This is a genomic window from Streptomyces sp. NPDC001020, from assembly GCF_053599115.1.
Window position 1 is genome coordinate 239107 of sequence record NZ_JBSFLQ010000002.1, and the last position, 26319, is coordinate 265425.

Sequence of the window (26319 nt, forward strand, 5' to 3'; positions counted from 1 at the left end):
GACAAAGGGCAGCCGCCAACCGGCCGGGGTGTGACACCTCTGGAAGGAAGACGTGCGCACCTGCGGATCACCGCAGGCGACAGGCCGATCCCGAACACGTCCACACCCCGGGCATGCCCGGCCCGCCGCGACCGCGTCCGCCCTCACACAGACGACCTTCTTCGGCCGGCGACAGGTCACGTATGGTCGGCCGACCGGACCTCGGTCCGGACCGACCGTCAACGGAACCGACATCCTGGGATGTGAAGATGACCTCGCAGTCCTATCTCGCCGAACTCTTCTCGCTTCAGGACCGGGTCGCGCTCGTCACCGGTGGGAGTTCGGGGATCGGTCGGGCCATCACCGAAGCCCTCGCGCGGGCCGGGGCGAAAGTCGTGGTCGTCGCGCGCAGGGAGGTGGAACTGACCGCCACCGTCGATGAGTTGACGGCTCATGGCTGCCAGGCGGGCTGGGTGAGCGCCGACCTGAGCACGCGCGACGGCGTGCGGGCCGCGGCCGAGAAGGCGGCGGCGGTGTTCGGCGAGCCGGACATCCTCGTCAACTCCGCCGGGATCAACCTGCGCCCGCCGATGGGCGATCTGTCCGACGAGGTGTGGGACGCCACCATGGCCGTGAACCTGGAGGCGCCCTACCTGCTCGGGCAGCGTTTCGGCCCGGGTATGGCCGAGCGGGGCTTCGGACGGATCATCCACGTCACCTCCCAGCAGGCGCACCGGGCCTTCGTGCAGAGTGGCGCGTACGGCGTGTCCAAGGGCGGCCTCGAGTCGCTGGCCCGCTCACAGGCGGAGGCGTGGTCCCCGTACGGCGTGACCTGCAACACCCTTGTCCCGGGCTTCGTGATGACCCCGCTGAACCAGCGACTGTCCTCCGATCCCGTCAAGGTGGCGGAACTCGCCGCCCGCACGATGGTCGGGCGCAACGGTCTGGCGGAGGACTTCGCGGGCGCGGCGGTGTTCCTGGCGAGCCGCGCGTCCGCGTATGTCACCGGCCAGTCGGTCTTCGTCGACGGCGGCCTCTCGGTCCACTGACGCGCCCGCCCCGACCGGCCCGGCACCGCACCCGCAGGGCGGCCGGATCGCCCGGGCCCGGTCGGTCCAAGGGCCCTGCGGCGGGCAGGCCGATGGTCCGACGACCGACGGCCCGTTCCTCGGCCACGGCGTTCCTCGTGCACGTCGGACGACACCCACCGACGACTTTGCCTTCTCTTTACAACCTGCGCTGTCGCTGCCTCGTCTCTCCGCTCGATCCGTACCCCACCCGCCGTACCGGGCGGACCGACGAAAGAGAGCAACCCGATGCGCCGAACCGTCCTCAGCGCCATGGCGCTCGCATGCACCGCCGTGCTGGCGACCACCGTGCCCGCCTTCGCCGACGAGGCGAGCCAATCCCCCTCGCCCCGCCCGTCCACCGCCGCCCCGTCTCCCAGCGTTTCCAAGCCGCCCACCTCCGCCTCCTCGGCTCCCAGCCCCGTGCCGAGCCGGCCGCAGGCCTCCGTCAGTTCGCCTCCGAGCGCCGAGCCGAGCCGGCCGCCGGCGGGGTCCCAGGTTTCCGTCGTGCCGAAGGGCGCGCCCGACACCGGAGTGACATCGGCGTCCTCGGGGTCCGGGAACGAGGGTGCGCTGATCGGCGGGGGCGCCGCCGCGGTGCTCGCCGCGGCCGGCACGGCGGTCTTCGTCGTACGTCGCCGGCGGGCGACCGGGGCATGACCCCGCTCTCCAGGCGCGCCTTCGCCACCGCGGCGATGGCCTCGCTGCTGGTGGGCTGCGGCGGCCCCGACGCCCCCCGGCCCGGAGCCACCGGCACAGGCACAGGCACAGGCAGTACGCCACCGCCTTCGTCGCCCTCCGCGAACGCGGCGCACGCCCTGGCGCGTTCGGTCCCGGTCAGGCTGCGGATCCCGGCCATCGGGGTCGACACCCCGGTCATCCGGCTGGGCCTGGCGCCGGACGGCAGTGTGCAGGTGCCCCCGATCACGGCGCACGACCGGGCGGGCTGGTACCAGCACTCGCCGACCCCCGGCCAGACCGGTCCGTCGGTCATCCTCGGCCATGTCACGGTCGGCGCCTACGGGGACGGGGTCTTCCGTCACCTCGCGCGGCTGCGCCGGGGCGAGGCGATCGTGGCGCGTCTGGAGAACGGCACGGAGGCCGTGTTCACCGTCGACTCCGTACGGACGGTCGCCAAGGCGGACTTCCCGGCGGACGACGTCTACGGGGACGTGGACCGTCCGGAGCTGCGGCTCATCACGTGTGGCGGTCCCCTTACCGGCGACGGCTATCTCGACAACGTGATTGTCTTCGCCGCGCTGAGCTCCACCACGTCCTGACCGTCCCGGATCCCAGGCCCAGGCAACGCGATGCCGACGGCCTGGGATCCTTCCCCACGAGTGCCCTCACGACCATGGAGAGCGTTGAAACGGTCCCGTGACAAGGCGGCGTCCGAGCTGTTCGCCGCCCTCTACCCGCGCCTCGCCGGCTGGTGCCGCCGTCTCGTCGACGACGACGAGACGGCCCACGAGGTCGCCTCGGAGGCCTTCACCCGGCTCTGGGCCCGCTGGACGTCCGTGGAGGAGCCCCGCGGCTTCCTCTACGTCACCGCGGCCAACCTTGTCCGGGACCACTGGCGCAAGCTGGAGCGCGAGCGCCGGGCCCTGCGCCGCGTCACCTCGGAAGCCGCTGTCCACCCCCACACCGAACAGGCCGACCCGTCCGTGCGCCTGCTCGTACAGTCGCTGCCGGAACGACTGCGCGTCCCGATCCTGCTGCACTACTACGCTGACATGCCGATCCGGGAGGTGTCCGCACTGACCGGGCGCAAGGAAGGAACTGTCAAGGCCGACCTCCACGCGGCCCGAGAACTGCTCCGCGTCCACCTGAGGAGAAGCCTTGAGCACACGCTTTGACGACGGCCCGCAGTTCGACCCCGACGACCCGCTCGTGGTGGTCCTGCGGCCCTCCTCCGACCACCTCGGCCCGCCGCCCGGCCGCTACGAGGCGATCCGCCGCGCCGCGGCCCGCCGCCGGATACTGCGTGCCGCGGCCGGGGTGGGCCTGTCCTGCGCTGTCGCCGTGCTCATCGCGCTGCCGTTCCACCGCGGGGCACCCGGGGCACCGGCGTCCCCGGCGGTCCCGCTCGCACCGCCGCCCGCGAGCCGCCCTGCGGGGTCCACCAGCCCGTCCGCGTCTCCCGCGCCCGTCGTCTCCCGTCCCCCCACCGGCCCCCAGCCCCACGTGTCCACCACTCCGACCCGCCCGCCGGAGCCCACCAGCGAAGTCTCCGAACCGCCGGGCCCGGCACAGGGCACGCCGTCGACACGGGGGACCAAGGCCGTCCCCTCACCCTCGAGTCCCGCCGAGCCGTAGTGCCTTTCGTCTGGACCGCGTCGGCTCAACGGTCCCCTGCCAGAGGGCGCTTGCCGACTGCGGCCGCCCGCGCCGTGCCTTCCGGTTCCGGGCGGTTCCGGTTCCGTGCCGGCCGGGCCAACGTCAGCGTCACCAGGATCGAGGCCGCCGCCATCACCGACATCGCCGCCGCCGGCGTGGTGAGCTGGGCCACCCCGCCGGCCAGCGCCGCGCTCACCCCCTGCATCGTGAGCATGCCCGACGAGTGCAGGCCGAGGGCGTGGCCGCTCAGTTCCTCCGGGGTCAGCCGCATCAACTGCTCCTGCTGGATCAGGCTCGCGCCGAAGCCCACCGAGGCCAGTGCCACACAGGCCGCCGCCGCGGGCACGGCGGGGCGCAGGGCGAACAGCAGGTACGGGGCCGCCAGGAGCAGCAGGAACGGGATGCCCAGGCGGCGGCGCAGGGCGGGCGGCAGCAAGCGGCCCGTCGTGACGTCCCCGACGAACATGCCGAACGCCGCGCACGCGAACAGTGCGCCGGCCCGCTCGGGGGCGTAGGAGACGTACAACGACTCGCAGCCGACGACCAGGCCGTTGGGGATCCAGAGCAGCAGGTACGTCGTGCGGCGCGGCGGGGACGACCACAGCAGGGCGTTGGTGCGCCAGGTCTGCGCGATCGACGGGCGGCCGGAGGTACGGGGAGCGCGGCGGCTCAGGCCGAGACGGACACCGATCGCCGCGGCGAGGTAGAGGGCCGCGGCCACGACGAGCGTGGTGCGCGGTGACAGCACCGCCACCAGGACGCCTCCCGTCGCGTATCCGGTGATCTGCATGATCCCGCTCATCATGTTGAAGACCGAACGCCCCAGCAGATAGCCGTCCTTGGACAGGATCTCGTTCAGCAGGCCCCAGCGGACCCCGCCGCCGAGCGACTGGACCAGGCCGAGGAACAGGAGCAGTGCGAAGACCCAAGCGATCGGCAGGCCAGGGACCGCCATCAGCGCCGTACCGGCCGCGAACGCGCACGCGATGCCCGTCATCGTCCCGCGCGGCGCCAGCCGGTCCGCCGCCGACAGCAGCGTCGTCGCGCCCACGACCTGCGCCAGTTGCGGGCCGAACATGCTGATGGCCGACAGCAGGGGCGAGTCGGTGGCCCGGTACACCAGGGTGCCGAGCGCCAGGCCGCCGAGCGTCATCGCGGCCGTCTGCAGAGAGGTGGACAGGAAGAGCGGGGTGAACTCCCGGGTGCGGAAAAGGTCGGAGTAGCTGCGCATGTGCGGAGTCTGAGCAGGTGCGGAAGGCGGTCGTTATTGTTTCGCGTACACGCGAAACATGGAGGGGTGCGTCGCCGTGGGGCTCTGGTACGTCAACGCCGACACCCTCGCCGGGAGCCGGTTCCTGCTCTCGCCGCTCGCCGAGGTCTTCGCGAGCCTGAAACTGCTGAACTCGGGCGCCGCCTCCCACCCCGGGGAGCGCGCCTGGCTGGACGCCCATCTGTCCGCCTACCGCAGGCGGTTGGCCGCTGATCCGGTGACCGCACTGCTGGTGCGCTGCGGGCTGGGACCGGAGTGGATCGCGGACTTCCTCACGCCCACCCCGAGGGACGGCGAGAGCTTCGAGGAGGGCGTGGCCCATGTCCGCGCGGCCTCTCCCTCCGAGGCCCGCGGCAACATCACCGTCGCCCTGCGCGGGCCGCTCCCCGCCCGCCTGGACCGGGACGACCTGCCCGAACGTGCCGCCGATCTGCTCACCTGGGTGTGGACGCAGGCCGTACGGCCGTACTGGGACCGGCGGCGACGCATCCTGGAAGCCGACGTGATCGCCCGGACCGCCCAGCTGAGCCGGGGCGGCTGGGCGGCCGCGATGGATGCCCTGCGGCCTGGCCGTACGCGCTGGCTCGGCGGCAACCGGCTCCAGGTCAATCTCCACGAGTACCCGCCGCGCGAGATCTCCGGCGCCGAGCTGGTCTTCGTCCCCGTCACCCCGACGACCGGCTGGGTGTCCTGGGAGGAGCCCGACCGGTACGCCGTCGTCTACCCGTGCGCGGGCGTACTGGCCCAGGGGCCGCGTACGACGGTGCCGACGAGCCTCGGCGCGCTGCTCGGCCCGGCTCGCGCCGGAGTCCTCGTCCTTCTCCACTCCCCCATGAGCACGAGCCAGTTGGTCGCGGTGACCGGGCAGGGGCTCGGCTCGGTCGGGCGCCACCTCAAGGTGCTGCTGGAGGCACGGCTGGTGGAGCGGCGGCGGGTGGGGCGGTCGGTGCTGTACTCCCGCACGGCTGCCGGTGAGGTGCTCGTCACGGCGCAGCGGGACTGATGCCCGTCGCGCGGCACCAGTGCGTGGCGCGCCTTGACCTTGCCCCTGGGGCAGACTGGAGCGTCCTGGTCGCCGGGCCGAAGGCGCCCGGTGACGGAGGATGACGGCGTGGACGACGATCTGCTCACCATCGGTGCGTTCGCCGCCCGGTCACGGCTGTCGCCGAAGGCGCTGCGGCTGTACGACCGGCTGGGGCTCCTCGCACCCGCGCACGTCGACGAGGCCAGCGGTTACCGCTATTACCGCGCCGCCCAGATCGAACGCGCCCGCATGGTCGCGCTGCTGCGCCGACTCGACATGCCTCTCGCGCGGATCGCCGACGTGGTGACGGCGCACGAGTCGGACGGCGCACGGGCGGCCGCGCTCCTCGCCGACTGTGGCCGACGAGGCGGCGGCGCGGGCGTGGGCCGAGGAGCGGGGCCGGGCGTGGCAGACCCGGGTGCGGGTCGAGCCGGAGCAGCGGCTGGCCTACACCCGTATCACCAAGGCGCAGGTGGCGCATCCGCAGATCCTGGCGGCGTTCGAGGCGGTGGAGAGGTGGATCGCGGAACAGGGGCTCACCTGCGCGGGTCCCTGCCGCGAGGTGTACTTCGCGGACTGGGACGCGGCGGGACCCGAGGACGCGGTGTGCGATGTGGCGTTCCCCGTGAAGTGAGGCCCCGGGCCTGTCGTCAGCGCAGCTCCTGCGGGCACGGCGTGCCCCGCGGGAGCTGGTACGGCGCGCCCAGGTGGTAGGTGCCCGGGCGCGGGGCCAGCAGCTCCGTCCACTTGTCGCCCGACGCGTCCTCGGGCGCCTCCATCAGGCAGCCGTTGAGGTTGTCGTAACTCCTCGGCGTGCCCTCCGACCGGTGCTTCGACTCCTTGGTCTCCTGCGGCGGCTTGACGCCCTTGCCGTCCGCGTCGACCAGGCCCAGCCAGGGCGAGTACGGGATGCGGATCAGGACGCGGCCCGCCTTCTGCACGTCGATCGTCAGCTCGCCCTGCTCGGCCCGTTGGACCACCCCCGGCGGGTCCGCCATCGGGGTGGGGTCGGTCATCGCGAACAGCTGCCAGTTGCCGTTGCCCCAGACCTGCTTCAGGTAGGGCATACCGCGCTGGACGAGTGCGCGTTCGCGTTGGCCGCCACTCCCGTCCGGCTCCCCCTTCGGCAGCACCACGTAGTGCACCGCCCAGCGCTGCAGCCACGCGTGGTAGTTCGCCGAGTTGAGGGTGTCGTCGTAGAAGAGCGGGTTGCGTTCCATGTCGGCCTGCCGGTTCCAGCCGCGGGCCAGGTTCACGTACGGGGCCAGCGCCGACGCCTCGCGGTGCGAGCGTGCCGGGACCACCTCCACCCGGCCCTTCTCCGCGCCGACCACCTGGAGTTGGTTCACGAGCGGCGCGAGTTCGCGTGCCCAGGACGCCGCCGGGCTCGTGTGGATGATGTCGTCGACCGTCTTGACCCCGATCCAGACGAAGAAGCCGACGGTGGCGACGACGAGGGCGTACCACTTGCGGCTGCGCGGCACCGTGAACGGCAGTGCCGCGACCAGCACCACGCCCGCGAACAGCATCGCGAGCCGGGTGATGTTCGAGCCGATCTGGGAGCTGATCAGCCAGACCAGGAGCACGGCGAGCGCGTACACCGCCGACGTGATCCGTACCGTCTTCCATTCCGTGGGAACCAGGAAGAGGACGAGGACCCCGTAGATGAACGGCAGGCTCGCCGACCCGGGCCCCATCGGCTGCGTTCCGGAGAACGGGAACAGCCACGCCGACAACGCGACCACCACGGACGGTGCGAGACCCAGCGCCCACGCGCCCGGCCGGCGCTTCTGCAGGAACAGCGCCACCGCGACCAGACCGACGAACAGGCCCGCCACCGGGGACGACATCGTGGCCAGCGCGGCCAGGGGCGCGGCACACAACGCCTTCGCCCAGCGCTTGTAGCGCCAGCGGTGAGGCCAGCAGAAGACGCACGCCGTCGCGCCCAGCGCGAACGCCATGCCCAGGCCGAAGGTCACCCGCCCCGAGATGGCGTTGCACACCAGCCCGAACACCCCGGCCAGGGCCGGCCACCACGGGTCGCGGACCGCGCGGCTGCGGATGAGGACGAGCATCAGCAGCCCGGCCGAGATGGTCCCGGCGATCATCATGGTCGTACGGACGCCGAGCACGGACATCAGATACGGCGACACCACGCTGTACGACACCGGGTGCATGCCCCCGTACCAGGCGAGGTTGTACGCCGAGTCCGGGTGCCGTCCCACGAACTCCGCCCACGCGTCCTGCGCCGCGAGGTCACCGCCACCGTTCGCGAAAGTGAAGAACCAGACGAGGTGCAGCACCCCGGCGAGACCCGTGACCGCAAGGACGGGGTGGCGGCGGGCCAGGTCCGCGCAGCGGGAGGACCGCAGACGGGTCAGCAGTGCGCGCGGAAGGGGCTCATCGGTCGGCGCGCCGTGCGGTATTCGCGGGGCCGATGCTCCGTCCGGGCAACGACCCGGATCGGCGTCGTCGGCGTGTGTCTCCGCTGTGGCCACCTGAAGGCACTCCCGTGGTTCTTGTAGTTGCCGTGGCGCCTGCCCGCCACCGGAAGCCGCCGTCCCGTCATACTGCCCCAGTCGGGACGCTAGCACGCAGGGTGAACGCCGCAGGCTCGCGGAGCCCCGACAGGGGGCGGCGTACGCGGGCCGGCCGCCACCCCCTCCCGGGGCGGCGGCCGGCATGTCTTCCCGGTCAGCCCAGGCGGGTCAGCTTGTCCTTGAAGCCGGGTTCGACCAGGTCCTTCTCAAGAGCGACGGGGATCTTCACCGCTCCGTCCGCGTCGCCGTCGCCGTCGCCGACGGTGAGCGCGCCCACCGTGGTGCCCGCCTTCGCGGTGTGCGGCAGCTCGCCGGAGGTGAAGGACAGCTTCACCTCCAGCCCGGCCCAGCCGATCGCGGTGACGTCCTTGGTGACCACGACCGGGGTCCGGCCGCCGAGGCGGTCGTCCACGTACCCGACCACGTCACCCTTCTTCAGGATCTTCGCCGAGGTCGGCGCCTTCTTGGCAGCGAGCAGCGCGGTCTTGCTGACCGCGTTGACCGTCTCGAGGATGCGCGGTTTGTACTGACCGAGGATGGCGCCGACGATGGTCACCGTCCGGCCGCCGACCTCTTTGTGGGCGGCGAAGAGCAGGTTGCCTCCGGCCGCGGTGGTGGAGCCGGTCTTGATGCCGATCGCGCCGATGGTGAAGGGCAACTCGTTGTAGTTGTTCCAGTAATGGTTGGTCGGATCCGTCCAGCTCGCCGCGCTGGTGACCTCCACCATGGCCGGGATCCTCATGGCCGCGACACCGAGCTTCACCTGGTCCTCGGCGGTGGAGACGGTGGACTTGGTCAGGCCGGACGGGTCGGTGTACGTCGTGTTGGTCATGCCCAGCTCCTTGGCGGTGTCGTTCATCTTCTTGACGAACGCCTCCGTGGAACCCGCGTCCCACCGCGCCAGCAGGCGCGCGATGTTGTTCGCGGAAGGAATCATGACGGCGGACAGGGCCTGCTTCTCGGTGAGGACGTCACCCTCCTTGACGGTGTTGAGCGTGGACTCGTCACCGGTCACGTCGTAGCCGGCCTCCTTCGCCGCCGTCGGGTCGATCGTGATCTTGGGACCTTCCTGCCCCGGCTTGAGCGGGTGGTCCCTGAGGATGATGTACGCCGTCATGGTCTTGGTGACCGAAGCGATGGGCACCGGCTTCTGCTTGCCGAAGTGACCCATCTCGCCTATGCCGTCGACGGCCATCCAGCCCTGGCCCTCACTCGGCCAGGGCAGGGTGAGCTTGTCGCCCTCGAACTGGTACGTGTCCTTGGCGGTGAGGCTGAGGGACGGGGGCGGCAGCGGACGTAGCGACTGCGCGATCGCAAAGACGACCGCCAGCAGCACGACGAGCGGCGTCCAGATCTTGAACCGCCGCACTATGGTGCGCACCGGAGTCGGCGGCGGCGGCGGGGTGTTGGTCAGCTCGGCGAGCAGGTCCATCGGCGGCTTCGGCGGAAGCGGCTGCTGGGTCGTGCGCTCGGGGCCGACCTGAGGCAGCGCGGCGGTCGGCTCGGCGGGACCGGCGGCGGGCTTCGGCTTCGTCGGGGCCGCCGCGTCCAGCGGCTTGAGCGCGACGAACTTGCTGGTGCGTTCGGTGTCGGACGTCGCGTCGGACGGCTCGGCAGTGCGCCCGGCACCGGACTTCGCGGCGGACGCGGGCTTGTCGGCGGCGGGGGCCTCGGGCGACTTGGCCGCCCACGACGGGCCGGGCTTACGCGCGGCCTTGTCGGCGGGCTCGTCGGCGTTCTCGCCGGAGGGCTTGGTGTCCCGAAGCTTGAGCATGGTCGTGGGCTGATCCACGGCCGGCTCACGAACCTTGAAGACGGCGGTGGGCTGGTCGACGGGGGCCTTGGGGCCCGCCGGGCCGTTCTCGCCTTCGGTCACGACCTCGGAGTCGTCCTTGGAGCCGTCCTTGGAGCCGTCCTCGGAGCCGGACTCGGGGCCGCCGTCAGCGCCGGAAGCCTCCTCGGCCCCGGACTTCCCGTCAGCCTGGGAACCGACCTCGGACTCGGGGGCCCGCTCGCTCTCGTAAGCGTCCTTCGCGCCGGCTTCGGAGTCCGCGGGTTCGGTGTCGTCCTCGGAGGCGTCCTCGGCTCCGAGGACGACACCGGTTGCGGAGTTCTCCTCGGCTCCGGCCTCGCGGGCTTCCTCGGTCACGGCCTCACCGGGTCCGTCGCTCTCGCCCTCGGCGCCATCGGTCTCCTCGACCTCCACGACTGCCTCGGCGTCACCGGTCCGCTCGACCTGAAGGGCCTCCTCGGCCCCCTTCTCCGCAGGCTCCTCCCCGGCCTTCGCAGACGACGCGCCGTCGACCTCCTCCGGCGACTTGCCCGAGGTCTGCTCGGCCGACTCATCCGCAGCCTTCCCAGAGGCCGCTTCCTCCGCGCCACCGTGCGACGTCCCGTCGGAAGCCCGACGCACCGCACCCGACTTGGACCCGGCGGTCGCGCCCTCGACGGCGTCTTTCGCATCGTCGCCGGACTTCACCCCGGCACCCGCACCGGAACCGCCCTCGGCCTCCTCCGCGCTGCGCACCCAGGAAGCCAGCGACGCCCGCCGCGCGGTGTCATCCCCGGCACCCTTCGCGCGCGCCGCGGCACTCCCGGGTGCCGCACCGGTCTCGTCCACGGACGAACCGGCGACGCCCCACAACGCCCGCGTGGAGAACACCGCCGTCGCCTGGTCGACCCCCGCCTTCTCCCCGGCCATCGCGAGCCGGGGGTCACGGTCGGCCCCGGCCGACCCCGGAACCGAAGCCCCGCTCCCCGACGTCGCTTCCGCCGACGACCCGTGCTGCTTCGACCTGTCGGGGGACTCGCCCGCCACCGATGCCTCCTCATTGCGCCACGCGCCCACTCGCGCGACTTGCCGAACCGTGAACCGCCGCCCGGACGCATCTGTCCGAACCATGTACCAGTGTCCTGTCTGAGAGATTGACCCATGCGCTAGACGAGAACGACATACCTACTGGTTCCAGCACATTCCGGTCAGGCACTCTCGACAGACCAATGTGAGAGGGGTCACCCTGTCATGCATCCACGCGGGGAGGCATGGATGGGCAGGAGCCGCAGAACACTTCCGGAAGAACTTCTGCTGTTGGCACTGGACCCGGCCACGGGTACCACTGCACAGCCGCAGTCGCTCGACCTCGGTTTGGCCGGAGCACAGCTCGTGGAGCTGGCGCTGGCCGGACGGATAGCCCCAGACGGGGATCGTATCGCCGTGGTGGTGCCACGGCCGACTGGAGATCCGACTCTGGACTGCGCGTTGGAGTTGCTGCGAAGGCGCGGCGCTCCGGTACGGGCCGTCCACTGGATCGGCGGGCCGCGTCTCGGGCTCCGCCAGACCTACCTCTCGCATCTGGAGCGGTGCGGCATGGTCGCCGCCGTGCCCGGCCAGATGTGCGGGGTGCTGCCGACGACGCGCTACCAGGCGACGGAAACGGCCATCAGCCGGGAGATCAGGGCCCGGCTGGACACTGCGATCCGTACCGGCGTTCCGCCGGACCCGCGGACCGCGGCACTCGCCGCGCTGGCCCACGCGGTCGGCCTGGGCAAGCACCTGTATCCGGGCAACGAGGGGCGCTCGTCCCGCTCCCGGCTACGGGACCTGATCAGGCACGATCCCATGGGCGGCCTCGTGGCGCACGCTGTGATGGACGTCCAGAACGGCGCGGCCGCACAGCCACGCCGAGGCCCCGCACCGGCTCGCCGCCCGGCCGCCGGAGCCAAGGCCGCCGCGGAACCCGCGGGCAGTGTTCCGATGCAGCCGCACCACGGGTCCATGGCGCGCGTCGTGGCCCACTGAGTCCCACGGCCCGGCCGGACCCCCGGCAGGACCATCCGCTGAACCGGCACGGCTGGTACAGCGGCTCCGCACGACCTGGAACGCGCAGCTTTTCCCGAGACCCGGTTCGGGAACGACCGGCCGCGCGGGACGATGAGACCGTACGTCCGGACGACGACACGGTCTCACCGCCCCGCGCGGCCGCACGTCCGCGCCGTACATGAATTCCCGCTCCCGGACGGGTACTTCACACGGCGAAGGGAGAATCGTACGGCATCCCTGGTGCCGCAGGGGAAAATTCCGGCCAAGTGCCACCCAATTGACGTGCGCGCATCGCATATCCGCTGTTTCCCAGCGGTAGGAAACACCTTGGTGGCAATCTGCTCAGCAGCAGATACGCAAAGCAGAGGCACGCAGCCGGAGGTGCACGTCCGTGGCGTCGAATGTCAATCCCACCGTCCGGCGACGCAGGCTGGGCCAGGAACTACGTCGGCTCCGTGAACTCAAGGGCATGACGGCCGAAGAGGTCGCCGAGCGACTGCTGGTCTCGCAGTCGAAGATCAGCCGCCTGGAGAACGGCCGCCGCAGCATCAGCCAGCGCGACGTCCGCGACCTGTGCGGTGTGTACGAGGTCGAGGACCAGCGCGTCGTGGAGTCCCTGATGGAAATGGCGCGGGACTCGCGCCAGCAGGGCTGGTGGCACGCCTTCGGAGACATCCCCTACAGCGTCTACATCGGCCTGGAGACCGACGCGGAGTCGCTGCGGGTGTACGAACCCCAGATCGTCACCGGCCTGTTGCAGACCCGCGCCTACGCCGAGGCCCTCATCCAGGGTGCGCTGCCCGAGACGTCGCCGGCCGACATCGACAAGCGCGTCAAGGTGCGGATGCGGCGGCAGGATCGCATCGCCGCCGAGAACCCGCTGCGCCTGTGGGTGGTGCTCGACGAGGCCGCGCTGCGCCGGGTCGTGGGCAACAAGGAGGTGATGCGCGAGCAGTTGGACCACCTGGCGGAGATGTCCCGGCTCCCGCACGTCACCGTGCAGGTGCTGCCGTTCGACGTGGGGGCGCATCCCGGGCTCAACGGCCAGTACGCGATCCTGGAGTTCGCCGACGCCGCCGACTCGAGCGTGGTCTACCTCGAAGGCGTCACCAGCGACCTCTATCTGGAAAAGGCTCACGATGTGCAGAAGTACGCCGTGATGTACGAGCATTTGCGGGCACAGGCCCTGAATGTCGACAAGTCCCGGGAACTCATCGCCGATATGGCGAAGGAATATGCGCGTTGACCCATCCGCCCCACGAGGCGCCGGACCCTACACCAGTTAAACCTTCACACGTAAGGCTTTACTGGAATATGCCATCCGGTCGGGTGAACGGACACTCCGGGCAGGGATGTTGCCGAGTAGCTTCCATCACGCCATCAGCAATCAGGTTGGCGCGGATCGCAGCATGGGCATGTGCTGCGACCGCGAGGCGATGACAGCAATTCAGCAACTCGCTACCGGAGTGAACAATGGCAGCTCTTCAGGGATCCATGACAACGTGGACCAAATCGTCGTACTCGGCCGGAAACGGCGCCTGTGTCGAGGTGAAGTCCCCCGTCCCGTCGGAACTGAAGGTCCGGGACTCGAAGATCACCGGGGGTCCGATGCTGACCTTCCCCACGAACTCCTGGAACACGTTCGTGGCAGCGGTGGGCCAGGGGGCGTTCGGCCTCGACTGACGCGTCGATGACCGCATCCATAGCCGCACAGGCGTCACTGAAAGAGCCCTCTCGACTGGCCCGCCGTCCCGGCCGAGGGGGCCCTTGCCGTTCCGGGCCCGGTACGTCCGGCGGCTTCGGTGAAGTCGTCGAGCCGGTACGACGTCTACGCCCGGGGTCGGCAACTGTTCCCCGGGGAGTGCGCAGAGAGTCGCTTCGACTCGACCGTGTGATGGTCAGCTCTCAGGCTTGCAACGCCCTGAGCCGGTCGGGTCAACGTGATCACGCGGCCCGGGTGATCCGTTCCGGGCGGTGCCGTCGATGAGCACCTGGACTCCGTCGAGGAGGCGGTCGAGCCCGAAGTCGAGCGGATCGAGGCCCGTGTCGGTGAACGCGCCCTCGGCGACGGCCTTGGTCAGCGCGGGGAAGCGGTCGGCGTGCCGATCGAGGAGTTCGCCGGTGAGGCGGTTCCATTCCTGGTCGTGCTCCTCGTCGAAGTCGACAAGCTGCTGGGCGAGGTTGCGGACCAGTCCGATCGCCAGCAGGAAGACCTGGTGGCGCTGGGGAGCGGTGAGGCCGGTCGGTTCCAGCACGGCCAGCGCCGCGTCCAGCCACTGGAGCTGGTGGGGGCCCATGACCTGACGGCGCATGGCCACGGCGGCCAGCGCCCAGCGGTGGTCCTGGTACACCCGCAGACACTGCCGGGCCCATTCCCGCATCCCGGCCCGCCAGTCACCGCCCGCGACGGCCGACAGGTCGGGACCCTCGGCCAGCACCGACTCGACCATCAGCGCGACGAGTTCGGCCTTCCCGGGCACATAGCGGTACAGCGCCATCGCCGAGACACCGAAACCGGCGGCGACCTTGTTCATCGACACGGCGTCCAGTCCCTCGGCGTCGGCGAGGTCGACGGCGGCCGCGGCGATCCGTTGCGGGGACAGGCTGGGCTTGGGTCCGCGGGTCGGCCGGTCCTGTTCACCCCACAGCAGCGCGAGGCTCGCACGCAGGTCGCGGGGCTTGACCTGGTCCGCACTCCTGCTGCGGCTCACTGCATTCGCCTTCGGCATGACGATCCTCTCCAACTCCGTGCTCCGCGCAGCTCGTTGACTCCACCACCAACTGTATATACCGTAAACCGAAGCAGCATCTGCTGACGCCGTAAACAGTTTAGGGGGACAACTCATGCTCGGGACGATCATCACGGCCTCCGCCGCGACCCTCCTCGCCGCCCCGGTGGCCGGCCTGCTCGGCTACCGCCACCTCAGGCGCTCCGCGAACGCCGGGCGCCTGCGCATCACCACCCCGAACGGCATCGACGAGGCCGGGTACGTCCGCATCGGCGGCATCGACCAGTGGATCTCCCTGCGCGGCGAGGACCTGGACAACCCCGTGATCCTGGAGATCCACGGCGGGCCCGGCGCGTCCAATCTGATCCACGCCCCGCGCACCCGTGCCTGGGAGCGGCACTTCACCGTTGTGCGGTGGGACATGCGCGGCGCCGGCCGGACCTTCGCCCACGGCGGCCCGGACGGACAGGGCGAGATGAGCCTCGACCGGCTCCACCGGGACGCCCTGGAGGTGACCGAGTACGTCCGCGCCCGCCTCGGTGTCGACAAGGTCGTGCTGGTCGCGAACTCCTTCGGCACGGTCACCGGCCTACGCCTGGCCCGCAACCACCCGGAGTTGTATTCCGCCTACGTCGGCACGGACCAGAACGTCATCGGAGGCGGACGTGACCGATCGGCGTACGAGGCGCTGCTCGGCCGCCTGGAGAAGTCGGGCAGGCGCAAGGAACTGGCCGCGATCACGGCGATGGGCCCGGACAGGTCGGCATGGACGGCACAGGAGTGGTCGCGTTACGCCAAGACCGTCGTCACCACCGATCCGCTGACCTACGACACCATGAAGACCGTGGTGATCCGCTCGCTGTGGTTCTCCCCCCTGCACACCCTGCGGGGGCTGCGCTCCTACCTCAAGGGCATGACCTTCGCGGAGCAGTTGGGCCCGCAGGCCATGACCGTCGACGAGTGGGCCGAGGGCACCGAGTTCCGTCTCCCGTTCTTCGTCTTCCAGGGAGACAGCGACGTCCTCACCCCGCCGGAACCGGCCCGCCGCCTCTTCGAGTCCGTGTCCGCCCCGGTCAAGGATTTCGCTCTCATCCGCGACGCGAGCCACTTCGCGTCCTTCCGCCGTCCCGACCAGTTCCTGGACCTGATGCTCACGAAGGTACGGCCGGTGGTGACCGCCGCGGAGTCGGCCACTTGCTGAAGTGCGGGACCCGACCCGACCCGGCACAGCACGGTGCCCCGAGACCGAGGCCTCGGGGCACCGCCACACGCACTGAGGTTACGGGGTCGCCTGCCGGCAAACCGGCCGGACTTCAGATCCCCCCGTGGCGATTGTCCCCCATTTGGAGGTCGGCGAACGCTTCATCGTTCACGCCCAGCCGCCCGCGCTCGATGAACGGGAAGCGGGCCAGCCCGACCCCCGCTACCTCGCACCCGCAGTCATCGTTGTCGCGCCGCTCAAGCCGCTCGCGCTCGATCCACCTCGATCCGCTCACGCTCGATCCGCTCACGCTCGAACCGCTCACGGTCGATCCGCTCACGCTCGAACCGCTCGAACCGCTCACGCTCGAACCGCTCACGGTCGATCCGCTCACGCTCGAACCGCTCGAACCGCTCACGGTCGATCCGCTCACGGTCGATCCGCTCGCGCTCGATGACTGGGAAGAGGGGCAGATCGTCCCCGAAGTCGAATCGCGCGGGTCGGGCGTTGTCATCGTCGTGCCGCACTCGCCGCACCCGACACGCGGATCCGAGCTGTGCAGCATCGAGTCGACGCCGCCGGACCTCTGCATCGTGTCGGCGAAGGCTGTCGCGCCCGAGGCCACGTTGAGCGATACGGCGAGTGCGCCGGCCGCCAGCAAGGAGATGGACTTCACGCGTGAACTTCTGATCGTTCTACGGCTCACAGGGAACCTTTCCTCACGAACTTCCAGGGGTCAGACCGCAAGCACGCACTCGATGCGCATCATTCGCACAGGCGTCACGTCGCTTCCGGCTGCAGACGGAGCCAGCTTTCACGCACAGTGATCGAATGAGCATGATTCAAAACGCGTCTCAGGTGAAGATCACCCGTGCGGCCCCCAAACACGGACTGCCCCAGTCCATCGGTGGAGGCCAGACCTGCCGGCCGCCCGATGTGCCTACGCCGCCTCCCTCACGGTCCCCCGGCAGTCCCGGCACCGACCGGGTCCAGGCGCCCGGAACGCACGATCGCAGCCGTCGCAGGTCTGGAGCGGGTCCGGAAGGAGGGTGCTCTCGGGGCGTGGTCGGGCGACGGGGAGGGGCGGCGGCAGAAGAGAAGCGAGGCGGTGGGCCAGGAATGCCGCCGGGTGCTTGATCGGGTCCTGGGGCAGGCCGGTTGTCAGTGTGCGCACCACTGCGGTGGGTGGCACGCCACGGTCCAGCCATGCGGAGACCGCCGGTGCCAGACGGTATACGTCCCGTTCCGTGAGGAGCAGGCGGGAGTCATGGGCGCGTAGGCCGGAGAGCAGGTCGGTGGCCGCACAGCGGTCTGCGTCCGCGGAAGGCGGCTCGGGCGGGGCGGTCGAGCGGTCAGGCTCGGGGACTCCGGCGGTATCGGCGTGCCGTGGCCTGTTGTACGAGGTCGTCCGGGTCGTCACTCGGCCCGATTGAAGACGCTCCTTGGTGCGCGACAGGTAACCGTGTTCCTCCAACTCCCGCAGGGCTGCGGCGATTCGGATCTCTCCCTCGGGGAACTTCCCGGCCAGCGTCTTGATCCCGACGGGCGTGCCCTTCGGCAGCGACTGGATGTGGACCGCCAAGCCGATCGCCGTCAGGGACAACTCGGCGTGCTGGGCGAGGTGGTTGCCGACCACGGTGAAGTTCTCGTGGTGGGGTTCGTTCACATGGGTGACACCGCTGCTGGAACGGCCGGACTTGGCGCGCGCGGGCGCGCTAGGGTGCTTGTCAGTCATCGGGAAGGTCCTGCTTCCTCGGTGATCAGGCCCTCGCATTGGGATGCCAGTCCCGGCGGGGGCCGATGCATGTGTGCGGTTGTTGAGGCAGACGCTGCACCACAACCGCCGTGCCACGCCAGCTGAGTTGGGCATATTCACTCCGGCGAGTGATCGACGGGGGCGGTGGGGGTGGGTTGGTTCTTTCCCCGGTTCTTTGGTCTTTGGCGTCGGGCCGCGCCGGATCGCGATTACCCGCGACCCGGCTGCAGTTCGGCCCACACCGTCTTGGCGTGGGCGGGTGCCTCGTCGACGCCCCAACGGGACGCGTACGCCTCGACGATCCGCAGCCCCCGCCCGGATTCGGCATCGGCCACCACCGGGTCCTGGATACGCGGAACCCGGTCGCCCCGCGCGTCGGTCACCTCGATCCGCAGGGTGCCGTCGACGCAGAGCTTGAGTCCCAGCCGGAAGTCCCGTCCCCGGACGTGCCCATGGAGCACCGCGTTCGAGGTCAGCTCGGCGACGACCTGCACCGCGGACGTGAAGGGCACGCCCCAGTCGTCGAGTTGGCGCTCCGCGAGCAGACGGGCGAGTCGGGCGCCTCTTCGCGTGGCGGACAACTGGATCGCGAATTGGGCCTTGACAGAGGTGACCTGGGAGGGGGAATTTCCGCTCATGTCACCCAGCGTGGCCGTTCTGTCCCTACGCTGACCAGCAACGACCTCGGTACCGAACGTGACCGTCCGGACGCGCTGCGGGGTCGTACGGCTCGTACACCGGGAGGGGACGACATGGAGGACGAGGAGGCCGAGGCCGTACTCAGGACGGTCGGTCGGCAGATCAAGATGTGGCGGGAGGCCGCCGGGCTGAAGCAGGTGGAACTCGGGGCGGCGATCGGGTACGGCGAGGAGATGGTCTCGTCGGTGGAGCGCGGGCGGAGGATTCCGAAGCCGGACTTTCTCGACAACGCGGACGAGGCACTTGGGGCGGGCGGAAAGCTCTCCGCGATGAAGGACGACGTGGAGAGGGCCCGCTACCCGAAGAAGGTGCGGGATCTGGCGAAGCTGGAGGATGAGTCGGTCGAGCTCGGGGCCTACGCCAGCCATCACATCCACGGTCTGCTTCAGACCCCGGAGTATGCACAGGCGTTGTATGCCATGCGGAGGCCGGCGTATACGGAAGACGAGATCGAGCGCCTTGTCGCAGCGCGCATGGCGCGGAAGGCCGTCTTCGAGCGCACGCCCCGGCCACAGATCACCTTTGTTCAAGAGGAGGTGACGCTTCGGCGGCCCATCGGGGGCAGAATGGCCCTTCGTGGTCAGCTCGAACGTCTACTTGAGATCGGCGCGTTGCGGCACGTCTCGATCCAAGTGATGCCGACTGACCGAGAGGATCACGCGGGCATGGCCGGACCGATCCGGCTGTTGAAGCTTCGGGACGGCAAAACGCTCGGGCACTCCGAGGCCCAGCTCCACAGTCGGGTGATCAGCAATCCTCGCGACGTCCAGATCCTGGAGATGCGCTATGGAATGATCCGGGCGCAGGCCCTCCCGCCCCGAGAGTCACTGGCCTTCATCGAGAAAGTGCTGGGAGAAGAGACATGCCCTCCACCACCCTGACGTGGTTCAAGAGCAGCTACAGCAGCAACGACGGCCCTGATTGCGTCGAGGTCGCCGTAGCCCCCACCACCGTCCACGTCCGCGACTCCAAGAACAAGAACGGCGCCCAGCTCGCCTTCACTCAGGACCCGTGGTCGGAGTTCCTGATGTTCGCGGCGAGGCGTTGAGCCGGGCCAGGGCTTCCAGCGCCCAGGTGTAGCCCGGCCGCAGCTCGACCGCGCGGTTCAGGTCGGCCAAGGCCTGCTCCCTGCGGCCGAGGTTGGCCAGCGACACTCCTCGGCTCGCGTATGCCGACGCGTACGCGGGGTCGAGGGCGATCGCGATGTCGTAGTCGGCCAGGGCCTCCTCGTCGCGGCCGGCCACGCGTAGGGCGTCGCCTCGTTCGCAGCGGCCCCATTTCCAGTCCGGTTGCAGGGTGAGGGCGCGGTTCAGATCGTCCAGTTGCCGTGCGGGCTCGCCGCGCCCTCGCCACACGCGGGCCCGGCGGGCGAGAGCCCATACGTAGTCCGGTTTGATTTCCAGCGCCTGGTTCAGGTCGGCGAGCGCGGCGTCGAAGTCGCCGTTGCGTTCGTACGTGGCGCCGCGGGAGGCCCAGGCGAACTCGCTGGCCGGGTTGTGGCGGATCCCCTCGCTCAGGTCGCGGACCGCCTCGTCGTAGTGGCGCAGGAGGCGGTGGATCTCGCCGCGCAGGATGACGTTCCAGGAGTTGTCCGGCTCCAGTTCCTGTAGCCGGTCGAGGAGAACGAGGGCGGCTTCGTGGTCGCCCGTCGCGCTCAGGCTGACCGCCTTCGCGCGGTGGGCCCGTACCAGGTCGGGGTCGAGGGCCAGAGCCCGGTCGTAGTCCTCCAGCGCACGCGTGTCCGCGCCGTCCCGCGCAAGAGCGTCGCCGCGCAGCGCCCATGCCTTGGCCCGCCACGGCTCGTCGCCCCGGGCGCGGGTCAGCAGCAGCCGTAGCGCCTCGGCGGGCCCGCCGCCCGTGAGCGCCGCCGAGAGGTCGTGCCCCCAGGTCCGTACGGCCTCCGCGTCCGTGTCCTCGCCCGCCTCGGCCAGCAGCCGCACCCAGCGCCGCAGCTCCTCGTCCCCGAAGACGCCGGCGTCGACGAGATCACCCAGCGCCCCGGGCAGCGCGGCGCGGGGTGTCGCGCACAACGCGTGGTAGGTCTCGGCGAGTCGCAGCTCGCGCCAGCGCTCGTCCGACCAGCGCTCCTCCTCCCCGAGACCGGCTTCGGCGTCCTCCCGCCACCGGCCGAAAGCCTCGGCGAGCCGCCGGTGATGGTCGGCCCAGGCCCGGGGCGACCGCCTCCGCAACAGCCGCAGCATCGGTGCCCGTACGACATCGTGGTACCGCACCCGCGCCCCGCGCTCGTCGGTGAACGGCAGGTCCCTCAACCACTCGTACAAGGCGTCGAGTTCGATCTCCTCGCCGTCCGTCACGACCCGGAACACATCCGCGTCCAGCCAGCGGGGCAGCGCACACGCCAGCGCGACCCCTCGTCGTACCGGGTCCTGCTCCCACTTCAGGAACCGTTCCACGGCCGTCGCGCTCGGGTCGCCCACGTCGTCCGGATCCGCGGGGCGGGCCTGGGCGAGGGTGGAGACCAGCACGGGCAGTCCTCCGGTAAGCCGCAGCACCTCCCCGACGACGGGCTCGTTCACCACTCCCTTGGCCGCGAGCAGCCCGCGCGCCTCGGCGTCGGTGAACGGTTCGAGCGGCAGGTCCTGGACGAAGTCCGCGAAGCCACCCCAGCGGGCCGTGTCCAGCGGGAGCTGACCGGCGGTGACCACGACCACGGTCGCGGGCAGAGCACCGTGCCGGTCCGTCGTCATGACCTCGTGCAGCCAGCCGTCCAGGAACGGTCCGGTCCGCTCGTACGTGTCGAAGAACAGGACGATCCACGGCGCCTGGGCCGCCGCGTTCGACAGTTCGCCCAGCAGCACGGGGGTGAGCACCCGCTCTGGCGAGAGGACCATCTGCACGTCCTCCTGGTCGCGCAGGCGCGCGCCGATCCCGGCCCGCAGCCGGTCCGCCTGCCGGGCGAGCCGGTCCGCGTCGAGCGCCCCGGCGAAGGCACCGATCCCCGGCACCATGCCCAGCCCGACCAGTCCGGCCCGTGCCGCCACCAGACTGCCGGTCGAAGGCCCCTCCGGCTCGGATTCGAGCGTGGCGACCACCGCCGCCTCCGCCTCGTGCCTGCGCTCCCGGTGCGCGGCCAGCAGCCGATCCAGGTCCTTGAAGCGGTGCCCCTGCGCCGCGAACCGGCGACTGATCGCCGCCATCGCCTCCGGCACGCTGCCGGCGCTCTCGTCGATGTACGCCGTCAGTGCGCCGCGTTCGCGCGCGATCTGTTCCAACTCGCCGACGAGGAAGGTCTTTCCGACGCCCGCGTTGCCGTGCACATGGAAGAGGAAGCGGTGCCGTTCATCCTCGGGGAGCACGGTGAAGTTGGCGCGGAACGCCGCCCGTTCGGCGCCGCGCCCCACGAATCCGGCGCGGCTGCGCTGCCGGATCAGTTCCTGCATCGACGGCCGCGCCTGCGCCACCCGTTCGCCCCCCTCGTCCGCCCTTACCAGAGCCCGCGCACACCATTCTTGCTCAGTGCGCGCGGGCCCGTTGCCGGACGACGGCTGCGCTTCAGCTCTCCAACACCGGGAGGAGCGCCGGCAGATGACCGTCGGACACCGCCGCCGTGCGCCGCCGCTCCTCCGGGACCTCGCCGTACAGGGTCGTACGGGGCCTCGCCGGGCGGCCCGCCGCCTCCGCCACCGCGACCAGGTCCTTGACCGACTTGTACGAGCCGTAGGACGAGCCCGCCATACGGGAGATGGTCTCCTCCATCAGGGTGCCGCCCAGGTCGTTGGCGCCCGAGCGGAGCATCTCCGCCGCACCCTCCGAGCCCAGTTTCACCCAGCTTGTCTGGATGTTGGGGATCCACGGGTGCAGCAGGAGCCGCGCCATCGCCGTCACCGCACGGTTGTCGCGCATCGTCGGGCCGGGGCGGGCGATGCCCGCCAGGTACACCGGGGCGTTGGTGTGGATGAAGGGCAGCGTGACGAACTCCGTGAACCCACCGGTCTGTTGCTGGATACGGGCGAGAGTGCGGAAGTGACCGAGCCAGTGGCGGGGCTGGTCGACGTGGCCGTACATCATCGTCGACGAGGAGCGGATACCCAGTTCGTGCGCCGTCGTCACGACCTCGATCCAGGTCGCCGTCGGCAACTTGCCCTTGGTCAGGACCCAGCGGACCTCGTCGTCCAGGATCTCGGCCGCCGTACCGGGGATCGAGTCCAGACCCGCCTCCTTCGCCGCCGCCAGCCAGTCACGGATCGACATACCGGTGCGGGTCGCGCCGTTCACCACCTCCATGGGCGAGAAGGCGTGGACGTGCATGCCGGGGACCCGCTCCTTCACCGCCTTCGCGATGTCGAAGTAGGCAGTCCCGGGCAGGTCCGGGTGGATCCCGCCCTGCATGCACACCTCGACCGCGCCCACGTCCCACGCCTGCTGGGCGCGGTCGGCGACCTGCTCCAGGGAGAGCGTGTACGCGTCGGCGTCCGTGCGGCGCTGCGCGAACGCGCAGAAGCGGCAGCCGGTGTAGCAGACGTTCGTGAAGTTGATGTTCCGGGTGACGATGTAGGTGACGTCGTCACCGACCGCGGAGCGGCGCACGTCGTCCGCCACCCGGCACAACGCGTCCAGCGCCGGGCCGTCCGCGTGCAGCAGGGCCAGCGCCTCGTCGTCCGTCAGCTTCGTCGGGTCGTCCGCCGCCGTGCGCAGCGCCGCCCGTACGTCCGCGTCGATACGCTGCGGAGCCATCCCGGGGGCTGCCGCCTCCCGCAGTGCCTCCCAGTCGCCGTACACGTCGTCGAAGTCGTCCCGGCGGTCGCCCGTACGGCCGTCGGTGTCGATGGTGCGGTGCAGATCCGTACGGCCCGAGGGGACGAACACCTCCTCCGGTTCCTGCCACGGATGCCCCTCGACCACCGCGTCCGGGCGCGCCAGGCCCGTCTCGGGGTCCGCGAGCGCCCTCACGTGCGGCAGCAGCCTCGGGTCCAGCCACGGCTCGCCACGCCGCACGAACTCCGGGTAGACGCAGAGGCGTTCACGCAGTTCGAAGCCCGCCGCCGCGGAACGCCGCTCCAGCAGTTCGGTCTGCGGCCAGGGGCGCTCGGGGTTCACATGGTCGATGGTCAGCGGTGAGACGCCGCCCCAGTCGTCGATGCCCGCGCCGATGAGCCGCTCATACTCGTCGTCGACCAGGTTCGGCGGCGCCTGGAGGCAGGCACTCGGGCCCATGATGTGCCGGGCCACGGCCACCGTGGCGACCAGTTCGTCCAACTCCGCGTCCGGCATACCGCGCATCGCGGTGTCCGGCTTGGCGCGGAAGTTCTGGATGATCAGCTCCTGGATGCCGTGGTAGGCCCGCGCCACCTTCCGCAGCGCGAACAGTGACTCCGCGCGCTCCTCGTAGGTCTCGCCGATGCCGATCAGCAGCCCGCTGGTGAACGGGACCGAGGAACGGCCGGCGTCCTGAAGGACCCGCAGCCGGACGGCCGGTTCCTTGTCGGGCGAGCCGTGGTGCGGGCCGCCCGGCTCGGACCACAGGCGCCTCGCCGTGGTCTCCAGCATCATGCCCATCGACGGGGCGACCGGCTTGAGCCGCTGGAAGTCGGTCCAGGACATCACCCCGGGATTGAGGTGGGGCAGCAGGCCCGTCTCCTCCAGGATGCGGATGGAGATGGCGCGGACGTAGGCGATGGTGTCGTCGTACCCGTGCGCATCCAGCCACTCGCGCGCCTCGGGCCAGCGGTCCTCCGGCTTGTCGCCGAGGGTGATCAGGGCTTCCTTGCAGCCGAGGGCCGCGCCCTTGCGGGCGATGTCGAGGACCTCGTCCGGGGACATGAACATCCCGTGTCCGGCGCGGCGCAGCTTGCCCGGGACCGTGACGAAGGTGCAGTAGTGGCACTTGTCCCGGCACAGGCGGGTGAGCGGGACGAAGACGCTCTTGGAGTAGGTGATGACACCGGGACGGCCCGCGGCCTCGAGGCCCGCGTCGCGCACCCGGGCGGCCGAGGCGGCCAGGTCCTCGAGGTCCGCGTCACGGGCCTGGAGGAGTACGGCGGCCTCGGCGACATCGAGCGCGACACCGTCACGGGCGCGTTTGAGAGCGCGACGCATGGAGTTCTCGGTGGGACCCGTTCCGGAGGTCGCGGAAGTCGTCATCCCCTGAGCATACGTTCGCGGTGATCAGGTCATACAGGGCGGACGTGGGCCGGTGGGACGCTTCGGTCGTTACGGGGTGCCACTGGTCGGGGCGGTCATCCGCTGTCATGCCGTCACGTGGCTGTCGTTCGACTTCCCTTGCATCGGAGTTAACGGCTGAATACGAGAGTGGTACGCGCCACCTCCGCACCATCCCCGCACCATCCCTGTCATCCGACACGTTGGGAGCACGGCATGTGCGAGAACGACCAGGGCATCGGCAGACGCGCGCTGTTCGTGACGGGCGCCGCCGCCGCGCTTACGTTGGGAACCGTGAGCTTCCCCAACGGCGCCGCCGCGGCGGCGGCGAACGGCCAGGAGACGAGGACCGTGCGCGGCACCCTGCCGACCGGCTCCCCCGACTTCGTCTACCTGCCCGTCGAGGTCCCCAGGGGCGTCCGGGAGATCCAGGTCGCCTACACCTATGACAAACCGTCCGTCCCGGCCGGCGCCCAGGGCAACGCCCTCGACATCGGCATCTTCGACGAACGCGGCACCGAGCTGGGCGGCAAGGGGTTCCGCGGCTGGTCCGGCGGCGCGCGCAGCGAGTTCTTCATCCGCGCGGACGACGCCACCCCGGGCTACATCCCGGGCCCGGTGCGCTCCGGCACCTGGCACATCGCGCTGGGCCCGTACACGGTGGCGCCGCAGGGTCTCGTGTACGAGGTGACGATCACGCTCAGCTACGGCGAGCCCGGCCGTACCCCGAAACCCGTGTACCCGCCGTCCCGGGCGAAGGGCCGGGGCCGCGCCTGGTACCGCGGCGACTGCCATCTGCACTCCTGGTACTCGGACGGCCGCCGGACACCGGCGGAGATCGCGGCGCTGGCGCGGGCCGCCGGCCTCGACTTCATCAACACCTCGGACCACAACACCCACTCCTCGCACCCGCACTGGGCCGACCATGCCGGCGAGGACCTGCTGATCATGCTGGGCGAGGAGGTCACGACACGCAACGGCCATGTGGTGGCCCTGGGCACCGACCCCGGGACGTTCGTCGACTGGCGCTACCGGGCGCGCGACAACCGCTTCGGCCGGTTCGCCCGGGAGATCCGCCGGGCGGGCGGACTGGTCGTCCCGGCCCATCCGCACGCCACATGCATCGGCTGCGGCTGGAAGTTCGGCTTCGCCGAGGCGGACGCGGTCGAGGTGTGGAACGGCCCGTACACGCCGGACGACGAGGTGGCGCTCGCGGAGTGGGACAACACGCTGGTGACGGCTGTCCGGGAGGGGCACGGTAGCTGGCTCCCGGCGATGGGCAGCAGCGACGCGCATCGCGACCCCGACGCGGTGGGCACCCCGCAGACGGTGGTCCTCGCCGACGACCTGAGCCGTCAGGCGATCCAGGAGGGCATCCGCGCGGGCCGCTCGTACGTCGCCGAGTCGAAGAACGTGTCGCTGACCTTCACGGCCGCCGGTGGCCGCGGTGAACACGCGGGCATCGGCGAACGGTTGGAGGTGGACCGGGATGCGCCGGTCACGGTCCGGCTTCAGGCGCAGGGCGCACCCCGCTGCACGGTCCGGCTGGTCACCGACCAGGGGGTGCTGTTCACGAGCGATCCGCTGCCGGTGTCCGGGGAGGGCACTGTGGAGTGGCGCACGACGCCCGCGTACGCGGCGTACGTACGGGCGGAGCTGCGACACGAGACGGCTGCGGGTCCGCTGCCCGGGGCACTGGCCGCGTTCACGAACCCGATCTTCCTCGGCGGGGCGTGAGGAACGGACCGGGTGCGTTCACGATCGGTTGGCGTTCACG

The 26319-nt window shown here is 70.7% G+C and carries 22 protein-coding genes and 1 pseudogene; 15 read left to right on the top strand and 8 right to left on the bottom strand.

Annotation, left to right across the window (positions count from 1 at the left end):
- Positions 1 to 248 precede the first annotated feature (248 nt).
- The 5 genes from ACWDEX_RS02710 (at position 249) to ACWDEX_RS02730 (ending at position 3362) form a co-directional block, all read left to right on the top strand.
- The gene (locus tag ACWDEX_RS02710; RefSeq protein ID WP_450461312.1) at positions 249 to 1028 is read left to right on the top strand and encodes an SDR family NAD(P)-dependent oxidoreductase; all 780 of its coding nucleotides are present in this window, start codon (positions 249 to 251) and stop codon (positions 1026 to 1028) included.
- Positions 1029 to 1295: 267 nt separating this feature from the next.
- Positions 1296 to 1706: a sortase-dependent protein gene (locus ACWDEX_RS02715; RefSeq protein WP_450461313.1), complete on the top strand. Its 411-nt coding sequence runs from the start codon at positions 1296 to 1298 to the stop codon at positions 1704 to 1706.
- Positions 1703 to 2326 (top strand): class F sortase, encoded by a 624-nt coding sequence (locus tag ACWDEX_RS02720; protein WP_450461314.1) that lies wholly within the window; start codon positions 1703 to 1705, stop codon positions 2324 to 2326. The genes ACWDEX_RS02715 and ACWDEX_RS02720 overlap by 4 nt, the downstream gene beginning before the upstream one ends.
- 84 nt (positions 2327 to 2410) lie before the next feature.
- Positions 2411 to 2902, top strand: a complete 492-nt coding sequence (locus ACWDEX_RS02725) for an RNA polymerase sigma factor (RefSeq protein WP_450461315.1) — start codon at positions 2411 to 2413, stop codon at positions 2900 to 2902.
- The gene (locus ACWDEX_RS02730; RefSeq protein WP_450461316.1) at positions 2886 to 3362 is read left to right on the top strand and encodes a hypothetical protein; all 477 of its coding nucleotides are present in this window, start codon (positions 2886 to 2888) and stop codon (positions 3360 to 3362) included. The genes ACWDEX_RS02725 and ACWDEX_RS02730 overlap by 17 nt, the downstream gene beginning before the upstream one ends.
- 25 nt (positions 3363 to 3387) lie before the next feature.
- Here the strand turns inward: ACWDEX_RS02730 and ACWDEX_RS02735 are convergent, their stop codons facing one another.
- Positions 3388 to 4614: an MFS transporter gene (locus tag ACWDEX_RS02735; protein ID WP_450461317.1), complete on the bottom strand. Its 1227-nt coding sequence runs from the start codon at positions 4612 to 4614 to the stop codon at positions 3388 to 3390.
- 76 nt (positions 4615 to 4690) lie between these two features.
- Here ACWDEX_RS02735 and ACWDEX_RS02740 point away from each other — a divergent pair, with 76 nt between their 5' ends.
- Both ACWDEX_RS02740 and ACWDEX_RS02745 read left to right on the top strand, forming a co-directional pair.
- Complete coding sequence (locus ACWDEX_RS02740) at positions 4691 to 5656, top strand: ArsR/SmtB family transcription factor (RefSeq protein WP_450461371.1); 966 nt, start codon at positions 4691 to 4693, stop codon at positions 5654 to 5656.
- Between the two features lie 90 nt (positions 5657 to 5746).
- Positions 5747 to 6311, top strand: a pseudogene (locus ACWDEX_RS02745) (MerR family transcriptional regulator).
- Positions 6312 to 6327: 16 nt separating this feature from the next.
- Here ACWDEX_RS02745 and ACWDEX_RS02750 read toward each other — a convergent pair.
- Positions 6328 to 8175, bottom strand: coding sequence for an MFS transporter (locus tag ACWDEX_RS02750; protein WP_450461318.1), 1848 nt, complete (start codon positions 8173 to 8175; stop codon positions 6328 to 6330).
- A gap of 196 nt (positions 8176 to 8371) precedes the next feature.
- Positions 8372 to 11035 (bottom strand): D-alanyl-D-alanine carboxypeptidase, encoded by a 2664-nt coding sequence (locus ACWDEX_RS02755; RefSeq protein ID WP_450461319.1) that lies wholly within the window; start codon positions 11033 to 11035, stop codon positions 8372 to 8374.
- A 228-nt stretch (positions 11036 to 11263) separates the two neighbouring features.
- Here ACWDEX_RS02755 and ACWDEX_RS02760 point away from each other — a divergent pair, with 228 nt between their 5' ends.
- The 3 genes from ACWDEX_RS02760 to ACWDEX_RS02770 all read left to right on the top strand — a co-directional run bounded on the left by ACWDEX_RS02760 (position 11264) and on the right by ACWDEX_RS02770 (position 13720).
- The gene (locus tag ACWDEX_RS02760) at positions 11264 to 12016 is read left to right on the top strand and encodes a GOLPH3/VPS74 family protein (RefSeq protein WP_450461320.1); all 753 of its coding nucleotides are present in this window, start codon (positions 11264 to 11266) and stop codon (positions 12014 to 12016) included.
- A gap of 412 nt (positions 12017 to 12428) precedes the next feature.
- Positions 12429 to 13283 (top strand): helix-turn-helix domain-containing protein, encoded by an 855-nt coding sequence (locus tag ACWDEX_RS02765; RefSeq protein WP_450461321.1) that lies wholly within the window; start codon positions 12429 to 12431, stop codon positions 13281 to 13283.
- Between the two features lie 227 nt (positions 13284 to 13510).
- Positions 13511 to 13720, top strand: coding sequence for a DUF397 domain-containing protein (locus ACWDEX_RS02770; protein WP_450461322.1), 210 nt, complete (start codon positions 13511 to 13513; stop codon positions 13718 to 13720).
- Between the two features lie 215 nt (positions 13721 to 13935).
- Here the strand turns inward: ACWDEX_RS02770 and ACWDEX_RS02775 are convergent, their stop codons facing one another.
- Positions 13936 to 14766 carry a TetR/AcrR family transcriptional regulator gene (locus tag ACWDEX_RS02775; protein WP_450461323.1) on the bottom strand — a complete coding sequence of 277 codons (831 nt, stop codon included), beginning with the start codon at positions 14764 to 14766 and terminating at the stop codon, positions 13936 to 13938.
- Positions 14767 to 14881: 115 nt separating this feature from the next.
- Here ACWDEX_RS02775 and ACWDEX_RS02780 point away from each other — a divergent pair, with 115 nt between their 5' ends.
- Both ACWDEX_RS02780 and ACWDEX_RS02785 read left to right on the top strand, forming a co-directional pair.
- Complete coding sequence (locus ACWDEX_RS02780) at positions 14882 to 15967, top strand: alpha/beta fold hydrolase (protein ID WP_450461324.1); 1086 nt, start codon at positions 14882 to 14884, stop codon at positions 15965 to 15967.
- A 191-nt stretch (positions 15968 to 16158) separates the two neighbouring features.
- On the top strand, positions 16159 to 16794 hold the full coding sequence (locus ACWDEX_RS02785) for a hypothetical protein (protein ID WP_450461325.1): 636 nt from the start codon (positions 16159 to 16161) through the stop codon (positions 16792 to 16794).
- A gap of 113 nt (positions 16795 to 16907) precedes the next feature.
- On the opposite strand, the gene ACWDEX_RS02790 is transcribed toward ACWDEX_RS02785, so the two are convergent.
- On the bottom strand, positions 16908 to 17702 hold the full coding sequence (locus tag ACWDEX_RS02790) for a helix-turn-helix domain-containing protein (RefSeq protein ID WP_450461327.1): 795 nt from the start codon (positions 17700 to 17702) through the stop codon (positions 16908 to 16910).
- A gap of 230 nt (positions 17703 to 17932) precedes the next feature.
- Positions 17933 to 18361 (bottom strand): ATP-binding protein, encoded by a 429-nt coding sequence (locus ACWDEX_RS02795; RefSeq protein ID WP_450461329.1) that lies wholly within the window; start codon positions 18359 to 18361, stop codon positions 17933 to 17935.
- A gap of 114 nt (positions 18362 to 18475) precedes the next feature.
- Here ACWDEX_RS02795 and ACWDEX_RS02800 point away from each other — a divergent pair, with 114 nt between their 5' ends.
- Together ACWDEX_RS02800 and ACWDEX_RS02805 are read left to right on the top strand one after the other, a co-directional pair.
- The gene (locus tag ACWDEX_RS02800) at positions 18476 to 19303 is read left to right on the top strand and encodes a helix-turn-helix domain-containing protein (RefSeq protein ID WP_450461330.1); all 828 of its coding nucleotides are present in this window, start codon (positions 18476 to 18478) and stop codon (positions 19301 to 19303) included.
- Positions 19285 to 19470 (top strand): DUF397 domain-containing protein, encoded by a 186-nt coding sequence (locus ACWDEX_RS02805; RefSeq protein ID WP_450461331.1) that lies wholly within the window; start codon positions 19285 to 19287, stop codon positions 19468 to 19470. Before ACWDEX_RS02800 ends, ACWDEX_RS02805 begins: the two co-directional genes overlap by 19 nt.
- Here the strand turns inward: ACWDEX_RS02805 and ACWDEX_RS02810 are convergent.
- Complete coding sequence (locus tag ACWDEX_RS02810) at positions 19421 to 21823, bottom strand: tetratricopeptide repeat protein (RefSeq protein ID WP_450461332.1); 2403 nt, start codon at positions 21821 to 21823, stop codon at positions 19421 to 19423. The genes ACWDEX_RS02805 and ACWDEX_RS02810 overlap by 50 nt on opposite strands.
- 112 nt (positions 21824 to 21935) lie before the next feature.
- Positions 21936 to 24524 (bottom strand): bifunctional FO biosynthesis protein CofGH, encoded by a 2589-nt coding sequence (locus ACWDEX_RS02815; RefSeq protein WP_450461333.1) that lies wholly within the window; start codon positions 24522 to 24524, stop codon positions 21936 to 21938.
- A gap of 234 nt (positions 24525 to 24758) precedes the next feature.
- On the opposite strand from ACWDEX_RS02815, the gene ACWDEX_RS02820 reads away from it, so the two are divergent.
- A complete protein-coding gene (locus ACWDEX_RS02820) occupies positions 24759 to 26279 on the top strand; it encodes a CehA/McbA family metallohydrolase (protein WP_450461334.1) in 1521 nt (506 codons plus the stop codon).
- Positions 26280 to 26319: the final 40 nt, after the last annotated feature.